15 protein-coding genes and 2 tRNA genes are annotated in these 17,437 nt (G+C 61.5%); 11 read left to right on the top strand and 6 right to left on the bottom strand.

Annotated features, from left to right (window positions below):
• Positions 1-171: 171 nt before the first annotated feature.
• Both P9L99_06600 and P9L99_06595 read right to left on the bottom strand, forming a co-directional pair.
• Positions 172-1,533, bottom strand: coding sequence for an aminotransferase class III-fold pyridoxal phosphate-dependent enzyme (locus tag P9L99_06600; protein MDP8223009.1), 1,362 nt, complete (start codon positions 1,531-1,533; stop codon positions 172-174).
• Positions 1,534-1,546: 13 nt separating this feature from the next.
• Positions 1,547-2,314, bottom strand: a complete 768-nt coding sequence (locus P9L99_06595; protein ID MDP8223008.1) for a hypothetical protein — start codon at positions 2,312-2,314, stop codon at positions 1,547-1,549.
• 228 nt (positions 2,315-2,542) lie between these two features.
• Here P9L99_06595 and P9L99_06590 point away from each other — a divergent pair, with 228 nt between their 5' ends.
• The 4 genes from P9L99_06590 (at position 2,543) to P9L99_06575 (ending at position 7,995) form a co-directional block, all read left to right on the top strand.
• Positions 2,543-3,544 carry a HEAT repeat domain-containing protein gene (locus P9L99_06590; GenBank protein MDP8223007.1) on the top strand — a complete coding sequence of 334 codons (1,002 nt, stop codon included), beginning with the start codon at positions 2,543-2,545 and terminating at the stop codon, positions 3,542-3,544.
• A gap of 116 nt (positions 3,545-3,660) precedes the next feature.
• Complete coding sequence (purN, locus tag P9L99_06585) at positions 3,661-4,320, top strand: phosphoribosylglycinamide formyltransferase (GenBank protein MDP8223006.1); 660 nt, start codon at positions 3,661-3,663, stop codon at positions 4,318-4,320.
• A gap of 7 nt (positions 4,321-4,327) precedes the next feature.
• Positions 4,328-5,578, top strand: coding sequence for a hypothetical protein (locus tag P9L99_06580; protein MDP8223005.1), 1,251 nt, complete (start codon positions 4,328-4,330; stop codon positions 5,576-5,578).
• Positions 5,579-5,754: 176 nt separating this feature from the next.
• Positions 5,755-7,995 (top strand): GH92 family glycosyl hydrolase, encoded by a 2,241-nt coding sequence (locus P9L99_06575; protein MDP8223004.1) that lies wholly within the window; start codon positions 5,755-5,757, stop codon positions 7,993-7,995.
• Between the two features lie 134 nt (positions 7,996-8,129).
• Here P9L99_06575 and P9L99_06570 read toward each other — a convergent pair.
• Together P9L99_06570 and P9L99_06565 are read right to left on the bottom strand one after the other, a co-directional pair.
• Positions 8,130-8,216, bottom strand: a tRNA-Ser gene (locus P9L99_06570).
• 20 nt (positions 8,217-8,236) lie between these two features.
• Positions 8,237-8,321: transfer RNA gene (locus P9L99_06565), tRNA-Ser, on the bottom strand.
• A 309-nt stretch (positions 8,322-8,630) separates the two neighbouring features.
• Here P9L99_06565 and P9L99_06560 point away from each other — a divergent pair.
• From P9L99_06560 to arcC, 4 genes are read left to right on the top strand one after another with little or no spacing between them, the layout of a single operon-like run.
• A complete protein-coding gene (locus P9L99_06560) occupies positions 8,631-9,953 on the top strand; it encodes a cyclic 2,3-diphosphoglycerate synthase (GenBank protein ID MDP8223003.1) in 1,323 nt (440 codons plus the stop codon).
• On the top strand, positions 9,950-10,516 hold the full coding sequence (locus tag P9L99_06555; protein MDP8223002.1) for a hypothetical protein: 567 nt from the start codon (positions 9,950-9,952) through the stop codon (positions 10,514-10,516). The genes P9L99_06560 and P9L99_06555 overlap by 4 nt, the downstream gene beginning before the upstream one ends.
• Positions 10,517-10,522: 6 nt before the next feature.
• The gene (locus P9L99_06550) at positions 10,523-11,683 is read left to right on the top strand and encodes a matrixin family metalloprotease (GenBank protein ID MDP8223001.1); all 1,161 of its coding nucleotides are present in this window, start codon (positions 10,523-10,525) and stop codon (positions 11,681-11,683) included.
• Between the two features lie 11 nt (positions 11,684-11,694).
• Complete coding sequence (gene arcC / locus P9L99_06545; GenBank protein ID MDP8223000.1) at positions 11,695-12,654, top strand: carbamate kinase; 960 nt, start codon at positions 11,695-11,697, stop codon at positions 12,652-12,654.
• A gap of 22 nt (positions 12,655-12,676) precedes the next feature.
• Here the strand turns inward: arcC and P9L99_06540 are convergent, their stop codons facing one another.
• The gene (locus P9L99_06540) at positions 12,677-13,588 is read right to left on the bottom strand and encodes an alpha/beta hydrolase (GenBank protein ID MDP8222999.1); all 912 of its coding nucleotides are present in this window, start codon (positions 13,586-13,588) and stop codon (positions 12,677-12,679) included.
• Positions 13,589-13,600: 12 nt separating this feature from the next.
• Complete coding sequence (locus P9L99_06535) at positions 13,601-13,837, bottom strand: twin-arginine translocase TatA/TatE family subunit (protein ID MDP8222998.1); 237 nt, start codon at positions 13,835-13,837, stop codon at positions 13,601-13,603.
• A gap of 81 nt (positions 13,838-13,918) precedes the next feature.
• Here P9L99_06535 and P9L99_06530 point away from each other — a divergent pair, with 81 nt between their 5' ends.
• The 3 genes from P9L99_06530 (at position 13,919) to P9L99_06520 (ending at position 17,425) form a co-directional block, all read left to right on the top strand.
• Positions 13,919-15,001, top strand: a complete 1,083-nt coding sequence (locus P9L99_06530) for an MltA domain-containing protein (protein MDP8222997.1) — start codon at positions 13,919-13,921, stop codon at positions 14,999-15,001.
• Between the two features lie 52 nt (positions 15,002-15,053).
• Positions 15,054-16,382, top strand: a complete 1,329-nt coding sequence (locus tag P9L99_06525) for a hypothetical protein (GenBank protein MDP8222996.1) — start codon at positions 15,054-15,056, stop codon at positions 16,380-16,382.
• Between the two features lie 131 nt (positions 16,383-16,513).
• Positions 16,514-17,425 (top strand): alpha/beta hydrolase, encoded by a 912-nt coding sequence (locus tag P9L99_06520; GenBank protein ID MDP8222995.1) that lies wholly within the window; start codon positions 16,514-16,516, stop codon positions 17,423-17,425.
• The last annotated feature ends 12 nt before the right edge of the window (positions 17,426-17,437 follow it).

Genomic DNA, 17,437 nt, shown 5'->3' with positions numbered 1-17,437 from the left:
TCTTGCGGTTAACAGGTCTTAAATGAGGCGAGCCTGGTTTCCGGCAGTTTGGATTTCGTATCGACCACTGAGCACAACCTGGAATAGCTGAACGCCTAAACACCTGAGGGTTCAGCGCGGCTCGATCCACGCAAAGCGCCCGGCAAACGCGGGCGCCGATAAAAGCGCCGCTTAGTCGGCGAACTGCTTCTTAACGATCGCGAAGGCTTCCTCGGACGCCGCCAGGGTTTTGTTTACGTCCTTATCCGTATGCGCGGTGGACATGAACCAGTTGTGGTGCGGGTGGAAGAAATGCCCGCGTTTGACCATCTCGGAGCAGAACACCTGGAAGCGCATAAAATTGTTCTCTTTGGCGAAACGAATGAAGGGGATCGCGGGCGGACCCGTGGGCTTCATCTCGTAACCAAAGGCTTTGCCGCGTTCCACCAAGCCATCCATCAGCATTTGGCCGATATGCGCCATCTTGGCGATGCCATCGATCTTGGCCAAGTAGTCGATGTTGACCAAAGCCGCGGCCATCGACGCCACACTGTTCCAGTACGAACCGGTGAGAAATACACGGGACGCCGCGTTTTTCAACTCGTTGCGACCCACCGCCGCCGATAGCGGGTAACCGTTGGCGATGGCCTTGCAGTAACAAGAGATGTCGGGCTCAAAGCCGAAGTAATAGTTGCTGCCGCGCAGGTCGAGGCGGAAACCGCAGCGCACGTCGTCGAGAATCAGCACCGTGCCGTGGTCGTCGCACATCTTACGCACGCCTTGCCAGAAGCCGGGCGCGGGCAGTTCCAGATCGGCAAATGCCGGGTGGTGGAAGGGCGTCATGATCACGCCGGCGATATCGTCGCCGTGCTTGGCAAACAGGCTTTGCAGTTCGTCCAGCCGGTTCCACGTGAAATACAAATTGTGGGCGCGGTCTTCCGGGATTTGGCCGCCGTGCCCCGGATCGCACCAGGCGTGGGCGCCGTGGTATTCGGAGCGAACCATGACGATCTTGCGCCGACCGGTGTGTTCGCGCGCCACGCGGGTGGCCCAAGTGGTAACGTCCGAACCGTTTTTGGCGAAGACAGCCCAATCGGCGAAGGGGATCAAGTCGACGAGCTTTTCGGCCATCAGGACCAAGAGCTCGCTGGGATGATTGAAGCAATTGCCGCCGTTCAGCTCCGCCTGCGCCGCCTTTTCCACCACGGGATTGGCGTAGCCGGTGACCATCGGCCCGTACGCACACAGGTAGTCGATGTAGCGGTTGCCGTCGACATCCCAGTAGTAGGCGCCCTTGCCGTGGGTGGCGAAATAGGGGAAGGAACCGGGCACGGTCAGCGCCGGGCTCTGGTGGCCGTAGATCGCGCCGGGCGCGACTTTCGCCACGCGCAGAAAGAGCTCCTCGCTCTTCTGGAAGCTGGGTGACGGCGGCGCGGCTTTCTTTTTGGCGGCGGCTTTCTTCACCGCGGGTTTTTTCGGCGCGGCCTTCTTTTTTGCAGCCGGTTTTTTCACGGCGGCTTTCTTAGTCTTCTGAGTGGTTTTTTTGGTAGCCATGCTCGACTCCTGTCTAGGCGAGGTAGGACTCGACGTTTTCCATCACGGCACTAACGTCGTCGACCATTGGAATCAGCCCGCGAATCACTAAATCACGCTTGCCCAACGCGGCCATCGTGTCGATCGCGCCGTTGACCAGATCCATCGCGATGGCCGGGCTGGCGAACGACAGTTCCGCCGTGGGGTCGGCGACTTTACCGTCTCCGGCCAAGAATGTGCCGGCGCCGGTTTTCTTGAAGTAGAAGTCCGGCCCCTCCGGTGCGATGATCATGTTCAAGGTGCCCCCGGCGGGGATGTGATTGGCGAAGGCCGCTTGCGCCGAGTCGTGTTCGCAGAGAATCGCCGTGGCCCAAGTGGCCACCGAGAGCTTGGCGGTCAGCACTTTTTGGCGAATTTCGCCTTCCAGCGGCTGGCCGTCGAGTTCTTTGAGGTAATACTCGAGGCGCTTGGTCAGAGCGATGAATCCCTTGATCAGCTTCACGTTCCAGAAGCCGTTGATCAGCGGCAACGTGACGCCCTGGCCCAAGAATAAATTGTTGAGCAGCGTCGCGGTGGGGAACCAGAAGTTGACGTCGGGTTTCACCGCCGCTTGGCGGTAGGCGCGGCATTTGCCGCCGGTAAACTGCAATTGCGCGCTCGGGCCGCCGAGGTAGCCGAATTGGATCGTCGCGTTCCAATCCTTAGTGACATCCTGCGCCTCGCGGTCGAATTCGCAGATCTTCGCGAGTACGGGCAGAACAGCGTGCAGATGCAAACGCGCCAGAATATTTTGCCGGTCCATTTGCCGTGTCTCCTTCTGAAACGGTGAATTGCGCCTGTTTCCCAAATCGCCGCCAAGCTAGCACGAAGCGGGGGACGACGCCAGCCTATTTACAACAATTATTGGAGCATATATTCACATTCGGCAAGGGGGCGGAAATCCGGGTCGCCGTGCCGTTTTCGCAGCGCTTGTATGGCCCCAAGAAAGGGTTCACGATGGCCTGGCAATCTCTCCTCCATGAGGCAAAAAATGTCGCTGTTTGGTCAGCCGGACATTGCCGCGTTGAAGGCGGCGCGCGACGCAAACGGTCTTATCAAGGCGCTTCGCCACGACGAGGTTCGTGAGGGAGCGGTCGCCGCGCTGGTCGACTTGGGGCCGACGTCGGTGAAGCCGTTGTTGGACGCCGTATCGCCGGATGAAAACGCCGCCGTGCAAAGCGCCGTGGCCGCCGCACTTCGCGATCTGGCCGCCGCTTCGCACTCGTCCTTCAAATCCGCGTTACGCGACCACGATGTGCACGAGCGTAAGAGCGCGGTGATGGGTTTGGCCGCGTTGGGGCCGGAACATGCGGTTCCCCTGTTATCTCTGGCATTGTCCGACACAAAGACGGGCGTTCGCATTGCGGCCGAGGCGTTGCTGGCGGCGTGGGCGAGTCCGAAATCCGTACGCGGGTTGCGTTTTGCGCTTTTGCGGTTGGTGCGCGGAACGGACGAATTCGATCAACAGCATGAGCTTCCCGTTCTCGTTACGGCACTTACGGCCGTGGGCGATGAAGCCGCCATTCGCGCCTTGGCCGACGGCATGGTGAAATCAACCTCGGTGACGTGCATGGGCCAGACGAAGGGCGCATTGGTAACGTTCGGGTCGGCAGCGGTAACGGCGGTCGGGGAAGCATTGGACGACGCCGGCGAGAATAAGCAGGCCGTTTTCTACGCGTTGGATTTCTTCCGCGTCGTCAAGGACCCCGGCGGTGTCGCGTTCGTGGCGCGCCTGTTGGATCATTCCGATAGCTTAGTGCGCGAAACGGCAATCGAAACCTTGGGGACAATCGGCGGCGGCCCGGTCATTCCACCGCTGCTGCGAGCGTTGGATGACGGCAGCAAATCCGTGAGGCGGACGGCCGCGCACACGCTCGGCAAGCACGGGGACGCCTCGGCCGTTCCGGCACTCGAAAAAATCGCGGCGGAGGATTCCTGGACGGTGCGCCGCGCCGCCGCCAAGGCGCTCAAACAAATCGCAAAGCGCTGCTGATCGCCACCGGCGCACTTCCCGCAAAGCCTCTCCGGAACGGATGCCTCGTCTTTCCCACCACGCGGCAACTTGCTAAGATGCAAAACCATCATTGCGGCACACAAAGGACCGAAGCCATGAGCGCCAAGCTGAAACTGGCCGTTTTCCTATCCGGCGGCGGCTCGAATTTCGAAGCCATCGCCGAGAATTGCGCCGCGGGCAAGATCGCCTGCGAAGTGGTCGTCGTGTTTTCCAACCGCGCTGATGCCTACGGCTTGGAGCGCGCGCGCAAATTCGGCATCGACACCGTCTGCCTGGACGATCGCGAATTTCCGTCCCGCGCCGCCCACGAAGCCGCGTCGCGCGAGGCCCTGGCGCCTTTTAAGTTCGACCTGATCGTGTTGGCCGGTTACATGCGCTTGATGACGGCGGCGTTCATCGCCGACTACCGCCTGAAAAAGTTCGACCTGCCGGGCGTCATCAACATTCACCCGGCCGACACCGCCGTTTACCAAGGCGTCCACGGCTACGAGTTCGCCATGGGGCTAACGAAAAAAGGGCCGCGGCTGACCGAAACAAAAATTTCCGTGCACTTCATCGACGCCGGGATGGATACCGGGCCGCTCATCGCCCAACGCCCCGTGCCGGTGTTGCCCGAGGACGACTTGGACGCGGTCAAGGAACGCGGTTTGGCGGTCGAGTGGGAACTATACAGCGCCGTGCTCGATGCGATCGCGCGCGGCAAAGTGCGAGTGCAGGACGGCCGCTACACCATTGTCGATGACAGCGAGGCTTGAGGGTTATATGAAGGAAAAAGACATCACCGTGCCGACCGATCTGCCGCGCGACGCCTTTCCGTCGCAGCTCGAAATCAGCTTTGTCGAGGGCGGTCAACGACAAACCCTGCAATACGAGAAGGTAACGTGGCCGGTGGAAGGCGGCCGTTCCGGTTTGCGGTACGGCGAAAACGTGGACCGTCCCGCGGCGCTGTACCGGCTGATCAACGGTAATTTGGTGATCGGCGAGGTGGAACTGGTCGCCCCGCACCCGCATCTGACCAGCGCGGCCGTGTTGCTGCAACAAGGTAAGCACCCGAGCAAGACCGGCCTGCGCGACGCCGATATCGCCTTGGCGGTGTTTCGCCAAACGCTGGAGAAGCCGACCTGCGTTATCGTCAAGCACAACAACCCTTGCGGCGCCGCGATACGCTCAAGTGTGGAGGAGGCGTTTTGGTCGGCGTTTCTGGCCAACCGCGTCGGCACCCGCGGTGGATGCGCGGCCTTTAACCGCTCCGTGAACCGAGCGACGGCCGAGGCGATTCTGCACGCGTCGCTCGATGTGGTCGTCGCGCCGGATTTCGAGCCGGGCGCGGTGGAGCAATTGGCGGCCAATCCGCGCTTGTGCCTGCTGCGTGTGGGCGGTATCGACCGCTTGACGCAGTGGGTGGGTCGGCCGTATCTCGAGTTCGCGAGTCTGCAGGATGGCGGCGTGGTCGCCCAGTGGGCCGTGACGCCGCAGCCGCTGACCCGTGACGATTGCCGGCCGGCGCAAGCGGTGGCACACAACGCGGAGGTTCGTTCTCAGCGTCAACCCACGGGCGAGGAATGGGAAAATTTGCTGTTCGCGTGGAAGCTGGCCGAAGTCACCGTCAGCGACAGCATCGTGTACGTCAAAGACGGGACGACGGTCGCCGTGGGGGTGGGCGGCCAGGATCGCACGGCGGTCGCCCAGACGACGCGCGACAAGGCGTACCACGCGATGGCCGATCGGCTGGCGTGGGAGCGTTTCAAGCGGCCGTTCACTACGTTATCGGACCCGGAAATGCGCCGGTCGGTGTGGGACGACACGGTGGAACTACGTGGCGGCTTGATCGGCGCGTCGATGGCCTCGGACGGGGCGATTTTCGACACGGGTCCGGTCGAGGTTTCGATCGCCGAAGGCATCCGGACGATCATGCAACCGGGCGGTGCCCCGGCTGATGCCGAGAACACGCAACTGTGCAACGAAGCCCATGTGGCGATGGTATTTACCGGCATCCGCGTATTCCGCCACTAACCGAACCTGGTCCGTATCGCACCATTTTGGCCTTAAACCATTGGGGACAGGCACCAACCGTTTTGAAAACGTGACATGAACAAATACAGCCACTTACGGATTCCCCAGCCCCCAAAATTGGGGTCAGGCACCAACGTGTTGGGTGCCGATACTACGAAATGTAACGGAGGCGTTTATTGCGTACAGGACAGCTGACCATTGTTTTCATGTTAATGCTAACCGTTATCGTTTTGTTCGGTGCTTGCGCCGAAGGTGACGACGACGATGACACCAATACGCCCGCGCCCGCCGATGACGACGACGATGACAACAACGACGACGACGATAACGACGACGACAATGACGACAATGACAATGACGACGACACCACGCCCTTCGAACCCGCCGCGTACGTCGACCCCTTCATCGGCACAGCCGGCGATCACGGACAATTGCACCCGGCGGCCACCACGCCATTCGGTTTGGTCAAATTGGGGCCCGACACGCAGCCCGGCGGCCATGCGGGCTACGATTACGGCGCGCGCTTGGTACGCGGCTTTTCGCACACCCGTATCGGAGGAGTCGGCTGCAACGGCGCAGGCGGCAGCGTGCGGCTACTGCCTTTCCTCGAGGGACAAGGGCGTTTCGCCACGCTGAACAAGACCTCCGAAACAGCCTCACCGGGCTACTACTCCGTCATTCTGCAAGACGTGCAATCCATCGGGGTCGAGCTGACCGCGACCGCGCATGTCGGCCGCCATCGTTACACCTTCGCCGAGGGTGGTGTCGTCCGTGTGCGCCTGACGCTCAACGAACCGTTCGCCGATAACCGCGGGTCCGACTGGACGCTCGGCGAGGCTGAAGTGACCGGCCGGGTGTCGGCCACCAACGTGTGCAATCGCGGCCGGTACGAATTTTTCTTCGCCGCCGCGTTCGACCACCCCGTCACCGCGTGGGAGGAAGTGCCCGCCTCCCAGGAATCCACCGACGTCATCCTGACCTTCGATTTGGGCAAGGAAAAGGTGCTGCAAGCCAAGGTCGGGCTGGCCACCGTCGACGCGGCGCAGGCAACGGCCAATCGTGACGCGGAAACGCCGGGATGGGACTTCGACGCCACGCACGCGCAAGCCCGAACGGCGTGGAACGAACACCTGGGAAGGGTCGTGGTCACCGGCGCGGAGGAACACCGACGCTTGTTCTACACGCTGCTTTATCGCGCGTCGCTGCTGCCCGTGGACATTACGGGCGTCGACGGCGCCTACCGCGGCACCGACGGCGAGGTACACGCGGCCGCGGGTCATGTGCGCTATCACGGCTGGTCGTTGTGGGATACCTATCGCAACAAGTACGCGCTGCAAACGCTTCTGGATCCAGAGCGCGTCGGCGATTGGTCGCGCTCGCTCGTCGAGCTGTATCAGCAGGGCAAAGCCGACTGGGCGACCGATCACGAGCCCTGCCCCACCGTGCGCACCGAGCACGCTCCGGCGCTGCTGCTTGACGCGGCGGCCAAGGGGATCGACGACTTCGGTCTGGCCGACGCGTTTGACGAAATCCTCGCCGAGGCCGCGGCGCTGGCGCCCGATTCACCCGATACGGTGCTGGAGGCGTCGTACGATTACTGGGCCGTCGCGGAACTGGCCGAGCTGTTGGGCGATCAAACTCACCGCGACCTGTACCGGGCGCGCGCCTTGGAGTACGAGTCGACGTGGCTTGAGCATTTCGCGGTGATGGGTGAGGACGCCGACGTCATGCACGCCCGAGGTTTGTACGAAGGCACGCTGTGGCAGTACCGCTGGGCCGTCGTGCACGATATCGAGGGCATTGCCGCGATGGTGGGCGGCCGGGACGAGTTGCGTTCACAACTCGAGTACTATTTTGCTGAGGAACTGCACAACCACGGCAACGAACCGGATATCCACGCGCCCTTTCTATTCAACCATTTGGGTGCGCCGTGGCGCTCGCAACAGATCGTGCGCGAACTGCTGCTGCAGCCGGTCAATCAGTGGTACGGCACGCACGACAAGTGGCCGATTCCCTACCACGGCCACATCTACCGCGATCAACCCAAGGGCTTTATTCCGGAGATGGACGACGATGCGGGCACGATGTCCGCTTGGTTCGTGCTGGCCTCGCTGGGGCTTTATCCGGTGACGATCGGCCGACCGATCTACATGCTGACCGGGCCGATTTTCAGCGAGGCGATCTGCCGCGTCGACGGCGATGTGCGTTTTGTCATCCGCGCCGAGAATCTCTCGGATGAGGCGATGTACATCCAGGAAGTTTATCTCAACGGTGCGGCGCTCGAACGGGCGTGGATCACCCACGACGAATTGGTCGCGGGGGGCGAATTGCTCTTTGTCATGGGCGAAGAGCCGAACCCGGCCTGGGGCGCTGATGTGTCGCAACTACCCCCGAACGGCATCGATTGGGTTATGTGAAGCGCGTTTTTGTGAGGCTCGCCAAGCGCCGGGTGGCATAGTCTCACCGCCAACGGTGGGGAGGCTGTGTGGTCAACGGCAAAGTCGTCAGATGCACGCGGTTTTGGGTCTAGGCTTAGCCTGGGGGGGAAGAACGGAGAGGGAGGGATTCGAACCCTCGGAGGGCGTAAACCCTCACACGCTTAGCAGGCGTGCACCTTAAGCCACTCGGTCACCTCTCCAAACGTAAGCCGAAAGAAAGCGGAGGGAGAGGGATTCGAACCCCCGGAACATTGCTGCTCAACGGTTTTCAAGACCGCCGCCTTCGACCACTCGGCCATCCCTCCGAAACCAGAGGCAGCCGCCGAAGCCGAAGTCGGCATCCCTCAGCCGCTTCCCCTTTCGGCCATCTGGGAAAGAACACGCTCAACAAGAGGTCGCTATATATCACCCGCGTGGGCGAGCGGCAAGCCCCCTGGACGATTCGGGCGGGCGCTCGGCGGGCTGCATCTAAACTCACGAAAAACGCATAAAAATACGTGTTTTCAAGGCCTTGACACTCGTTCGGGCCGTTCCTATCCTGGCTTCGCATGATCAAGACCGCAAGTTCTTGACGGATCTTTCAACAACCTCTCGCAAAGGCAAGGAGACGACCCATGGCCGCCCAGAAAGTGGTGATCGCCGGAGCCGGCGGACGTGATTTTCACAACTTCAACGTGTTTTTTCGCGATAATGAGAACTACCAGGTCGTCGCCTTTACGGCCACGCAAATCCCCAACATCGATGACCGCCGCTACCCGCCCGAGTTGGCGGGATCGCTCTACGGTGAAGGCATTCCGATCGTTCCCGAAGCTGAATTGGTCGATCTGATTCGAGAGCATTCGGTCGACCAAGTCGTTTTCTCCTATTCCGACGTCGCGCATCAAACCGTCATGTCGTTGGCCTCGATGGTCAACGCCGCCGGGGCGTCTTTCGTGCTGCTGGGCGCCGAGCAAACCATGCTCAAGGCGAAAGTGCCGGTGGTTTCGGTGTGCGCGGTTCGCACCGGTTGCGGCAAAAGCCAGACGACGCGCAAGGTCGTCAAGTTGCTGCAGGAGTCCGGCAAGCGCGTCGTGGCGATCCGTCATCCGATGCCTTACGGCAATTTGGTGAAGCAGCGGGTGCAGCGCTTTGCCGAAATGGCCGATTTGGACAAGCACGAATGCACGATCGAGGAGCGCGAGGAATACGAGCCGCACATCACAAGCGGCATTGTCTGCTACGCGGGGGTTGATTACGGCGCGATTCTGGCCGAGGCCGAGAAAGAAGCCGACGTGATCGTCTGGGACGGCGGCAACAACGACCTGCCCTTCTACGTTTCCGACTTGGAAATCGTCATCGTCGATCCGCACCGGGTCGGAGACGAAAGCACATATTATCCGGGCCTGACCAATACGCTGCGGGCCGACGTTGCGATCATCAACAAAATCGACACCGCCGACCCCGAGGCCGTCGTCGAACTGCGCCAAACGCTGCGCCAGTTGAATCCCGACGCCAAGATCATCGAAGCGGCGAGCCCGATTTTCGTGGACGACCCCAAGGTTATCGAGGGCGGGCGCGTCTTGGCCATCGAGGATGGCCCGACGCTCACCCACGGCGGCATGAGCTATGGCGTGGCCGTGTTGGCGGCGGAGCGTTTCGGGGCCGTGGAACTGGTCGATCCCACGCCTTTCCTGCAGGGCGATTATCTCGGCATCTTTGAAAAATACGATCATCTCGCCAATTTGCTGCCCGCGATCGGGTACGGCGATGAGCAAATTGCCGACTTGCAGGCCACGTTCGACGCGATGGAATGCGACGTGGTGATCATTGGTACGCCCATCGACTTGCGCCGCCTGATCGATTTCGGCGACACTCCAACGGTACGGGTCCGGTACGAACTGCAGGAAATCGGCAAGCCCGACCTAGTCGATGTCCTAAAAGAGAAAGGGCTGATTTGAAAAAAACGACCCTCCGCCGCGTATTGCTGATCGCGGCGCTGTGTTCGGCGAGCGTCGCCGCCGCCGCGACGATTTTGCCGCTGACGTGGCAACAACTGATCGAAAAGTCCGAACGAGTCGCTTTGGTGGAAGCCATCAGTCGCTCGGTGGAAGAATACGAAGGCATCCCGACGACGCTGGTCACCTGCCGGGTCACGCAAACCTATCGCGGCACCCCGGGCGCCTCATTGGTGTTGCGTCTGCCGGGCGGCAAGCGCGGCGACCTGACGATGAGAATCCCCGGCGCGCCGCTACCGGAAGTCGGCGACACCTTTCTCGTATTCGGTCGCGGCGACGGCACGCGGTACGGCGGGCGCGATGTCTTGCGGCCGGTGGGCATGGGACAAGGCATGCTGGCCGTGGTGGAGAAAAGCGGCCGGCGCTGGGTCGTGCAGGTCCTGGGCCGGGCACCCGAACGTTTCGCGGCGTGCGACGGCGCTGGGGAAGCATGCCGCCGACAGGTGGGCACTCTGGCGGAGCCGTTGGCGAATCTTGGGGATTTGCTGGCCGCCCCACAGGAGTAAGCGCTCATGAGATTTCGATTGTCGCTACTGTGGGCGTTTCTCTTCCTAATCGCGGCCGGTCCGGCCGTCGCTTTCGAATACAGCGATTGCGCGGGGCAGATTTGCCAATGGGACAGTTACCCCATTTCCTACTACGTTCGGCAACCGCTGGGCGTGGACCTTGCCGACGGTCCGACGGTGACAGCGCTGCGCAAATCCATCGAGCGTTGGAATTACGATCGCCAGACCTTTTGCGCGCCGCTTGAATTCCGCTACGACGGTCGCCGCGAAAGCGAGACGCCTGGGGCGCAGGATAATCGCAACACGGTCTTTTTCGAGACCGATCTTTGGCTTTTCGGCAAGCAGGCGCTGGCGGTCACGACGCTGTGGTTCGACAACACGGGCACGTTGCGCGAGGCCGATATTGCCTTCAACGCCATGGATTACCGCTGGTCGCTGGATACGAACGACCCGCAAAACGCCATTTACGAAATTCGCCCGACGTTGACGCACGAGGCCGGACATTTTTGGGGCTTGGACCATACCGCGGTGAAATCGGCCACCATGTATGCCTACTACACGTCTCGATTCCGCACCGAAGATTTAGACGAGGACGACATCCAGGCCGCCGCCGAACTCTTTTGCGGCGAGCCCTTGCCCGCCGACGATGCCGACGAACCCAACGACGGTTTTTACAACTCGCGAGCCCTCGACGGACGGACCGAACTGAGCAACAACCGGCTATACGACGACGATTGGTACATCCTCGATCTCCAAGCCGGGCGCCGACTCAAAGTGACGATCACCGATGAATCCGCCGACCGCTTCAAGTCGATCGAATTGTGGGAATCCGGAGACGGGGCGGACTCGCGGGAACGCTGTGACGGCGATTGCGCGCAAGTGCTCGGCGAGGCCGGGGAGGCGCGCAAAGCGTGGTTGCGGATAACCGGCGATTACGATGAACACGGCGTCCGAAGCGCGACGTATTCGGCCCTCCTGGAACAAGTGCTGCCCGGCGAGGAAGGCGAACTGACCGACGACGACGAGCCCGGCGGCGACGGTGACGACGACGATGACAGCGGGCGCGGTTGCGCGACGTTGCACGCCGGGCGCGGCCCACTCGATTTGGGCATGTTTGTGTTGCTTAGCATGGTCGCGCTGCTCGTGTTGCGGCGCCGTCGACGTTAAGGAGTGTTCGTATGGACATTTATCGCAGCGATCGCCAGATGGTCCTGGTTGCCCTGGGCGGCAACGCGTTGATTCGCCAGGGTGACACGCCCGACGTGAGCACCCAGGAACGCAACGCGGACGAGATCGTCTCGCGGCTGATGGTGTTAGTCGAACGCGATTTCAACCTCGTCGTCTCCCACGGCAACGGGCCGCAAGTCGGCAATCTGCTGCTGCGCACCGATCGCACCGCCGACGTGCTGCCGCGCATGCCTCTGGATGTTCTCGTGGCCGAAACCGCCGGTTCGATGGGTTATTTTCTACAGCAAGCCTTTTTGAACCACATGCGCCACACCGAGCTTCGCCGGTATGTCGTGACGGTCATCACGCAGGTGATCGTCGACGCCAATGACCCGGCTTTCGCGCGGCCCAGCAAGCCGATCGGCATGCACTACGATAAGCAACAAGCCAAGCAACTCCAGCAGGATCTCGGTTGGGAGATGGTCCACGAGGGGGACCGCGGTTGGCGCCGCGTCGTGCCCAGCCCGCGACCGCTGAAAATCGTGCAGCGACACATGATTCGTCACTCGGTCCAAGAGGGCAACATTGTCATCGCCTGCGGCGGCGGCGGTATCCCGATCATGGTCAACAAGGACGGCAACTATGAAGGCGTCGAGGCGGTGATCGACAAAGACCTGACCAGTTCGATGCTCGCCTCGGAAACCAAGGCCGATACCTTGATCATTCTAATGCCTGAGCCGCAAGTGTACGTGGATTTCGGCACGCCGCGGCAACGATCGCTGGACCGCGTCAACCTCTCGCAAACAACTGACTACCTCGCCGAGGGGCATTTCCCGCCGGGCAGCATCGGACCGAAGGTGTCGGCCGCGATCCAGTTCGTGCAACGCGGCGGGAGGCGGGCGATCATCACCAACGCCGAAAACCTTACCGCCGCCCTCGACGGCCAAGCCGGCACGACGATCGTCCCCTAGCCGGTAGCGTCGACCGACGCCCTTAGTGATCACGAATGTAGGCGAGGGTCATTTCTGCGGCGGCATCGCCGGGTTCGTCCATGTTATGAAACAGGCCGATGTGGTCGCGGCCGGGTAAGTCGTGAAATTCGGCTTGGGTACCGGCGGCGTGCAACGCTTCAACCATCGCGGCGCCTTGGTCGAGAGCAATCAGGTGGTCGCCCATGCCGTGCAGAATCAAGAAGGGCGGCGCACCGGGCTGCACATACAGGAGCGGCGAAAGCAATTCCCGGGTCGCCGCGTCGCGAAACACCGTCGTAATCTTGCGCTTGGCGATGGAACCCAGTGGATGTTCGGTATTACGCAAATCGAAAACATTCGAGATCGCCACAATACCCGCCGGCACGTCCGCCGACGTTCCTTGCTTGTCGAGATAGCGCCGGTCGCAAGCCACCAGCGCCGCCAAATGGGCCCCGGCGCTATGACCAACCAGAAAAATACGGTGCGGGTCGCCGCGAAACTCGGTGGCGTGCAACGCCAGCCACGCCACGCCGCGCGCTACGTCACGGGTTTGTTCGGTCGGCGACACAGCCGGGATTAGACGATAATCCATCGCCACGCCGATGACACCGCGCTCGGCCAGCCACCCGGCCAGGAATTGCACGGCTTTCAGACCCTTATGGCCCATATTCCAGCCGCCGCCGGGCAGCACCGCCGCAATCGGTAGATTCTCGCCGGTGGTAGGCACAAAAAGGTCGACCCGCAAGGCCGGCGCTTCCGGCGATACCGGCACATTGCGCCGCACGCGGATGTCATTTTGCTTCGCCGTGGCTTCAACGAATCGCGCTGCACCGCCGCCCCACCAATGAAAAAACAGCACGACCGCCGCGATCAGCACGACCGCCGCGCCAAGCATCGGCCACCAACGTCGTTGTTTCGCCGGTTGTGATTTCATCGTGAGGTTATCTCACGCCTTCCGCGTGTCGTTGGGTGCGTCCTTCTTTTCGGTAACGCTATGATCTTCGGTGAGGATATCGATGATTTTGGTGGGGTCGCGCATCGTGCGCAGGTCGTCGTCGACCTTGCGGTAGGCGCGGTACGCGCCGCCGGCTTTGCGGGCGACATCCGGCAGTTTGCCCATGGCGAGCAGAATGACAATCGCGACAATAATCAGCAGAATTTCGCTCGAACCCAGGCCAAACATGAGGCCCTCCTTCACTGCGGCGCGACTATAACACGATTTTCCCTTGGCGACAGCCCGCCGCGCCTCTATCATGGCACTGCAATGCACCCGAAAACCCTGATTTTGCTGCTCCTGCTCGCGCTGGCCTGGCCTGCCGCGAGCCAACAAACGCCGACCGTGGTCGGCGACGACGGCGAGGTGCGTTCACTGCTGCTGGCGCTGGATCGTCAGGAGAAATATCTGCAAACCAAAGGGGCCGCATCCCTGCGCCTCGGTTCGCGCCGGGTGACCAAAGCGCACGCGCTGGCCACGGTGCGGGAGTTGCGCAAGCTGGTGCTCGCCAAGCACGGGCGGGCGGATTTCGGCGCCGAACTGGCCCGCCGTTTCGAAATCGTGCGCGTCGCCGACGATGCGTTGTTCACCGCTTACCATTCGCCGCTGCTGCGCGTGAGCCGGCAGCGTTCGACGGCCTACCCGGTGCCGATTCTTGGACGCCCGGCAGACATCGTGGCTCGCAAGGGCAAGGTGTACCGTCGTGTCGCCGGGAAACTGACGTCGGCGCCGACACGGGCGGAGATCACCGACGGCGCCTACGACCCGGCGCGTCATGCCGTGGCCTGGACCGAGAATTCGGTCAGCTACTATTACGCGCAGATTCAAGGCAGCGCGATGGCGCTGTTTCCCGATGGCACCCGTCGCACGCTGCTCTACAATGGCAACAACGGCCATCCCTACGTGTCGGTCGAGAATGACATTCTAAAAGCCGTGCCCGCGGCCCAGCGGCCGGGCGGTTATCTTGGGCTGCGTCGCTACATGCGGGCGCACCCGGAAGTCGCCGAGCGCTTTTTTCGCCGCAATCCGCGTTACATCTTTTTCAAACTCAGCGACCGCCCACCCGCCGGCATGGCCAACTCGCCGCTAACGGCCAAGCGATCGATCGCCACCGACAAGCGCTATTACAGCGCGGGCCTCGTCGGCTTGGTGACCTTTCCCGAGCCGCGCCACACCCCCACCGGCGTCGCGAAGCGGAACGTGCGCTACATCGTGGCCGACGTCGACACCGGCGCGGCGATCAAGGGGCCGTCGCGGGTCGACATCTATTTCGGCGAGGGCTCGGTCGAGCAGCTTTTCGCCGCGGGTTTGAAGGACAAAGGCACGCTTTCCTACCTCTTGTTGCGCCGATAACGATTGACGCCCCGGCGGTCATTCGGGAAGATATTCTTTGGGAGGCCCTATCATGCGCATTATGTCCCTGCTTGTTGTGTGGGTTGCCGTGGCCTTGCTTCTCATCCCGATGCTCGCTTGCAGTTCCGCCGACAGCGACGAGGAAGAAACGGTTCCCGACCGCCAGGTGGACGACGACACGCCTTTCGATCCGGGCTCCGGCGACGATGACAACGACGACTCCGCGACCGACGACGACTCCGCAGCCGACGACGACACCGCGACCGATGACGACACCGGCGGTGATGATGACGACGACAATGACGACAACGACAATGACGACAACAACGATGACGACGACAACGATGATAACGACGACAACAATGACGACGATGCCTCCCCGCCGCCGTCGGATATGGTCGTCGACGACGCCAACGGCTTTACCGATGTCGCGCTGGACGCCGCCGGCGATCCGCACATCGTCTATCACAAGCTGCTCACCGGGCTGAAGCACGCCGCGTGGAACGGCGCGAGTTGGGATATCGAAGTCATCGACAACGGGCTCAACAACGGCCGGCACGCCGCGATCGCCATGGACCCGGCGGCGACGACGGTTTATGCCGTGTATCAGGACGGGCTTAACAATCTGCTGAAAGCGGCCATGCAAACCGAAAAAGGTTGGGACATTTCGACGGTCGTCGAGTCGCTGGAAGGTGATGCGTGGTGTGACATCGTCGTGGATGTCAACGGCTATCGTTACGTCAGCTATCACGATGCGGCGAGCGGCGCGTTATGTTTCGCGCGGCACCTCGGAACCGAGTGGGAAACCGAAGTGGTCGTCGCCGGCACGGCGGTGGGCTTGTACACGTCGATCGTTTTGGCCGCGGGCGTGTTTCACATCAGCTACTACGACGCCGACTCGAAAAGCCTAATGGTTGCCTCGGGCGATTTCGGCGCGTGGTCGACGGCGGTGGTCGATGCACCGGCCACGGAGGAAGAAGATCTCGGCCGCTGGAGTTCGCTGGCGGTCGATGGTACCGGCGATTTGCATGTGACGTATCAGGACGCCGGGCTGCTTGATTTGCGCTACGCCAAATATCACGACGGGGTGTGGACGCCGGAAATCGTACACGCCATCGGCAACCAGGGCGCCGACGCCTGTCTGGCGCTGGACACAGCCGACCGTCCGTACATTGCCTACCAGGACAGCCGCGGCGATCCGTCGTTGCGCGAAGTGTGGTTCGACGGCTCTGTGTGGCGGCGTAGCGTGTTGCTGGACGGAGGTATGTTCGCCGGCAGTTTCGGTTTCTGGGTGGGTTGTGATTACGGCATGCAAGGCCTGGTCGTCAGCCACTATTACACCCTGGACCACTACCTGATGATCTACCCGGCTTTTCCCTGACCTGACACCGAGGCTGTTTGTCGTCAACAGACTCGACTTTGTTCGCTTTTCCGGTTATGAAAAAGAATCGCCTTCCAGACGGGGCTCAACGAGACGGCATATTCCTTGGTTCGGCAAGAGGGGTAACACGCATGCGACGCACGAAACGTGGTGTAGTCAAAAGCTTCGACGGCACGAAAATCCGGTATGACAGCAACGGCGACGGCCTGCCGTTGGTGCTGGTCGACGGCATCGGTTGTGACGGCTACGTGTGGAAGTACCTCCACCGCGATTTCGGCGACAACTGCCGTACGATTCACATGCACTATCGCGGCCACGGCACTAGCGACATGCCCGCCGACACCAATTTTCTTTCCATCGAAGATCTGGCCGACGACATCGCTTACATTCTCGATGACGATGAAGTCGAAGATGCGATCCTGGTCGGTCATTCGATGGGTTGCCAGGTGATTTTCGAATTCGCGCGGCGTTACCCCGACCGCGTGCTCGGCCTCGCGCCGATATGCGGCCCCTACGGTCACGCGCTAAAGACCTTCCACGACAATCGTCTGCTTGAAACGATTTTCCCTTTTATCTATCCGCTATTCGTGCTGACCCCGTGGGTGCCTGGGGCCATTTGGCGCCGGCTTGTGCCGACCGAGCTGGCCTATCAAATCGCCACGAACCTCGAGATCAACGGCCGCATGGTCGAGTACGACGATTTCATGCCGTATCTGAAGTTCATCGGCCAAATCGACTTGCGCATGTTCGCCAAGATGCTCGACCACTGCGCGCGGCACACAGCCGAGGATTTCCTGCCGACGATCACTAAGCCGGTGATGATCATCGCCGGCGAAAACGACACCTTCACGCCGATGCACGTGCAGGAAAAAATGAACGAAATGATTCCCGGGTCGGAACTTCTGATCGTACCCCAGGGCAGCCACACAGCGCCGATCGAGATGCCGCAACTGATCAACCTGCGCATCGAGCGCTGGCTGCTGCAGCATTTTTCCGACCGTTACCCCGAAGCCGGCGTCCGCAACAATCGCGCGACGGCCTAACCGGGCCGCCCC

The sequence above is a fragment of the Candidatus Lernaella stagnicola genome (assembly GCA_030765525.1).
Lineage (GTDB): Bacteria > Lernaellota > Lernaellaia > Lernaellales > Lernaellaceae > Lernaella > Lernaella stagnicola.
Note: the sequence above shows the minus strand (reverse complement) of the source record. Positions and strands in the feature narration are given on the sequence as shown.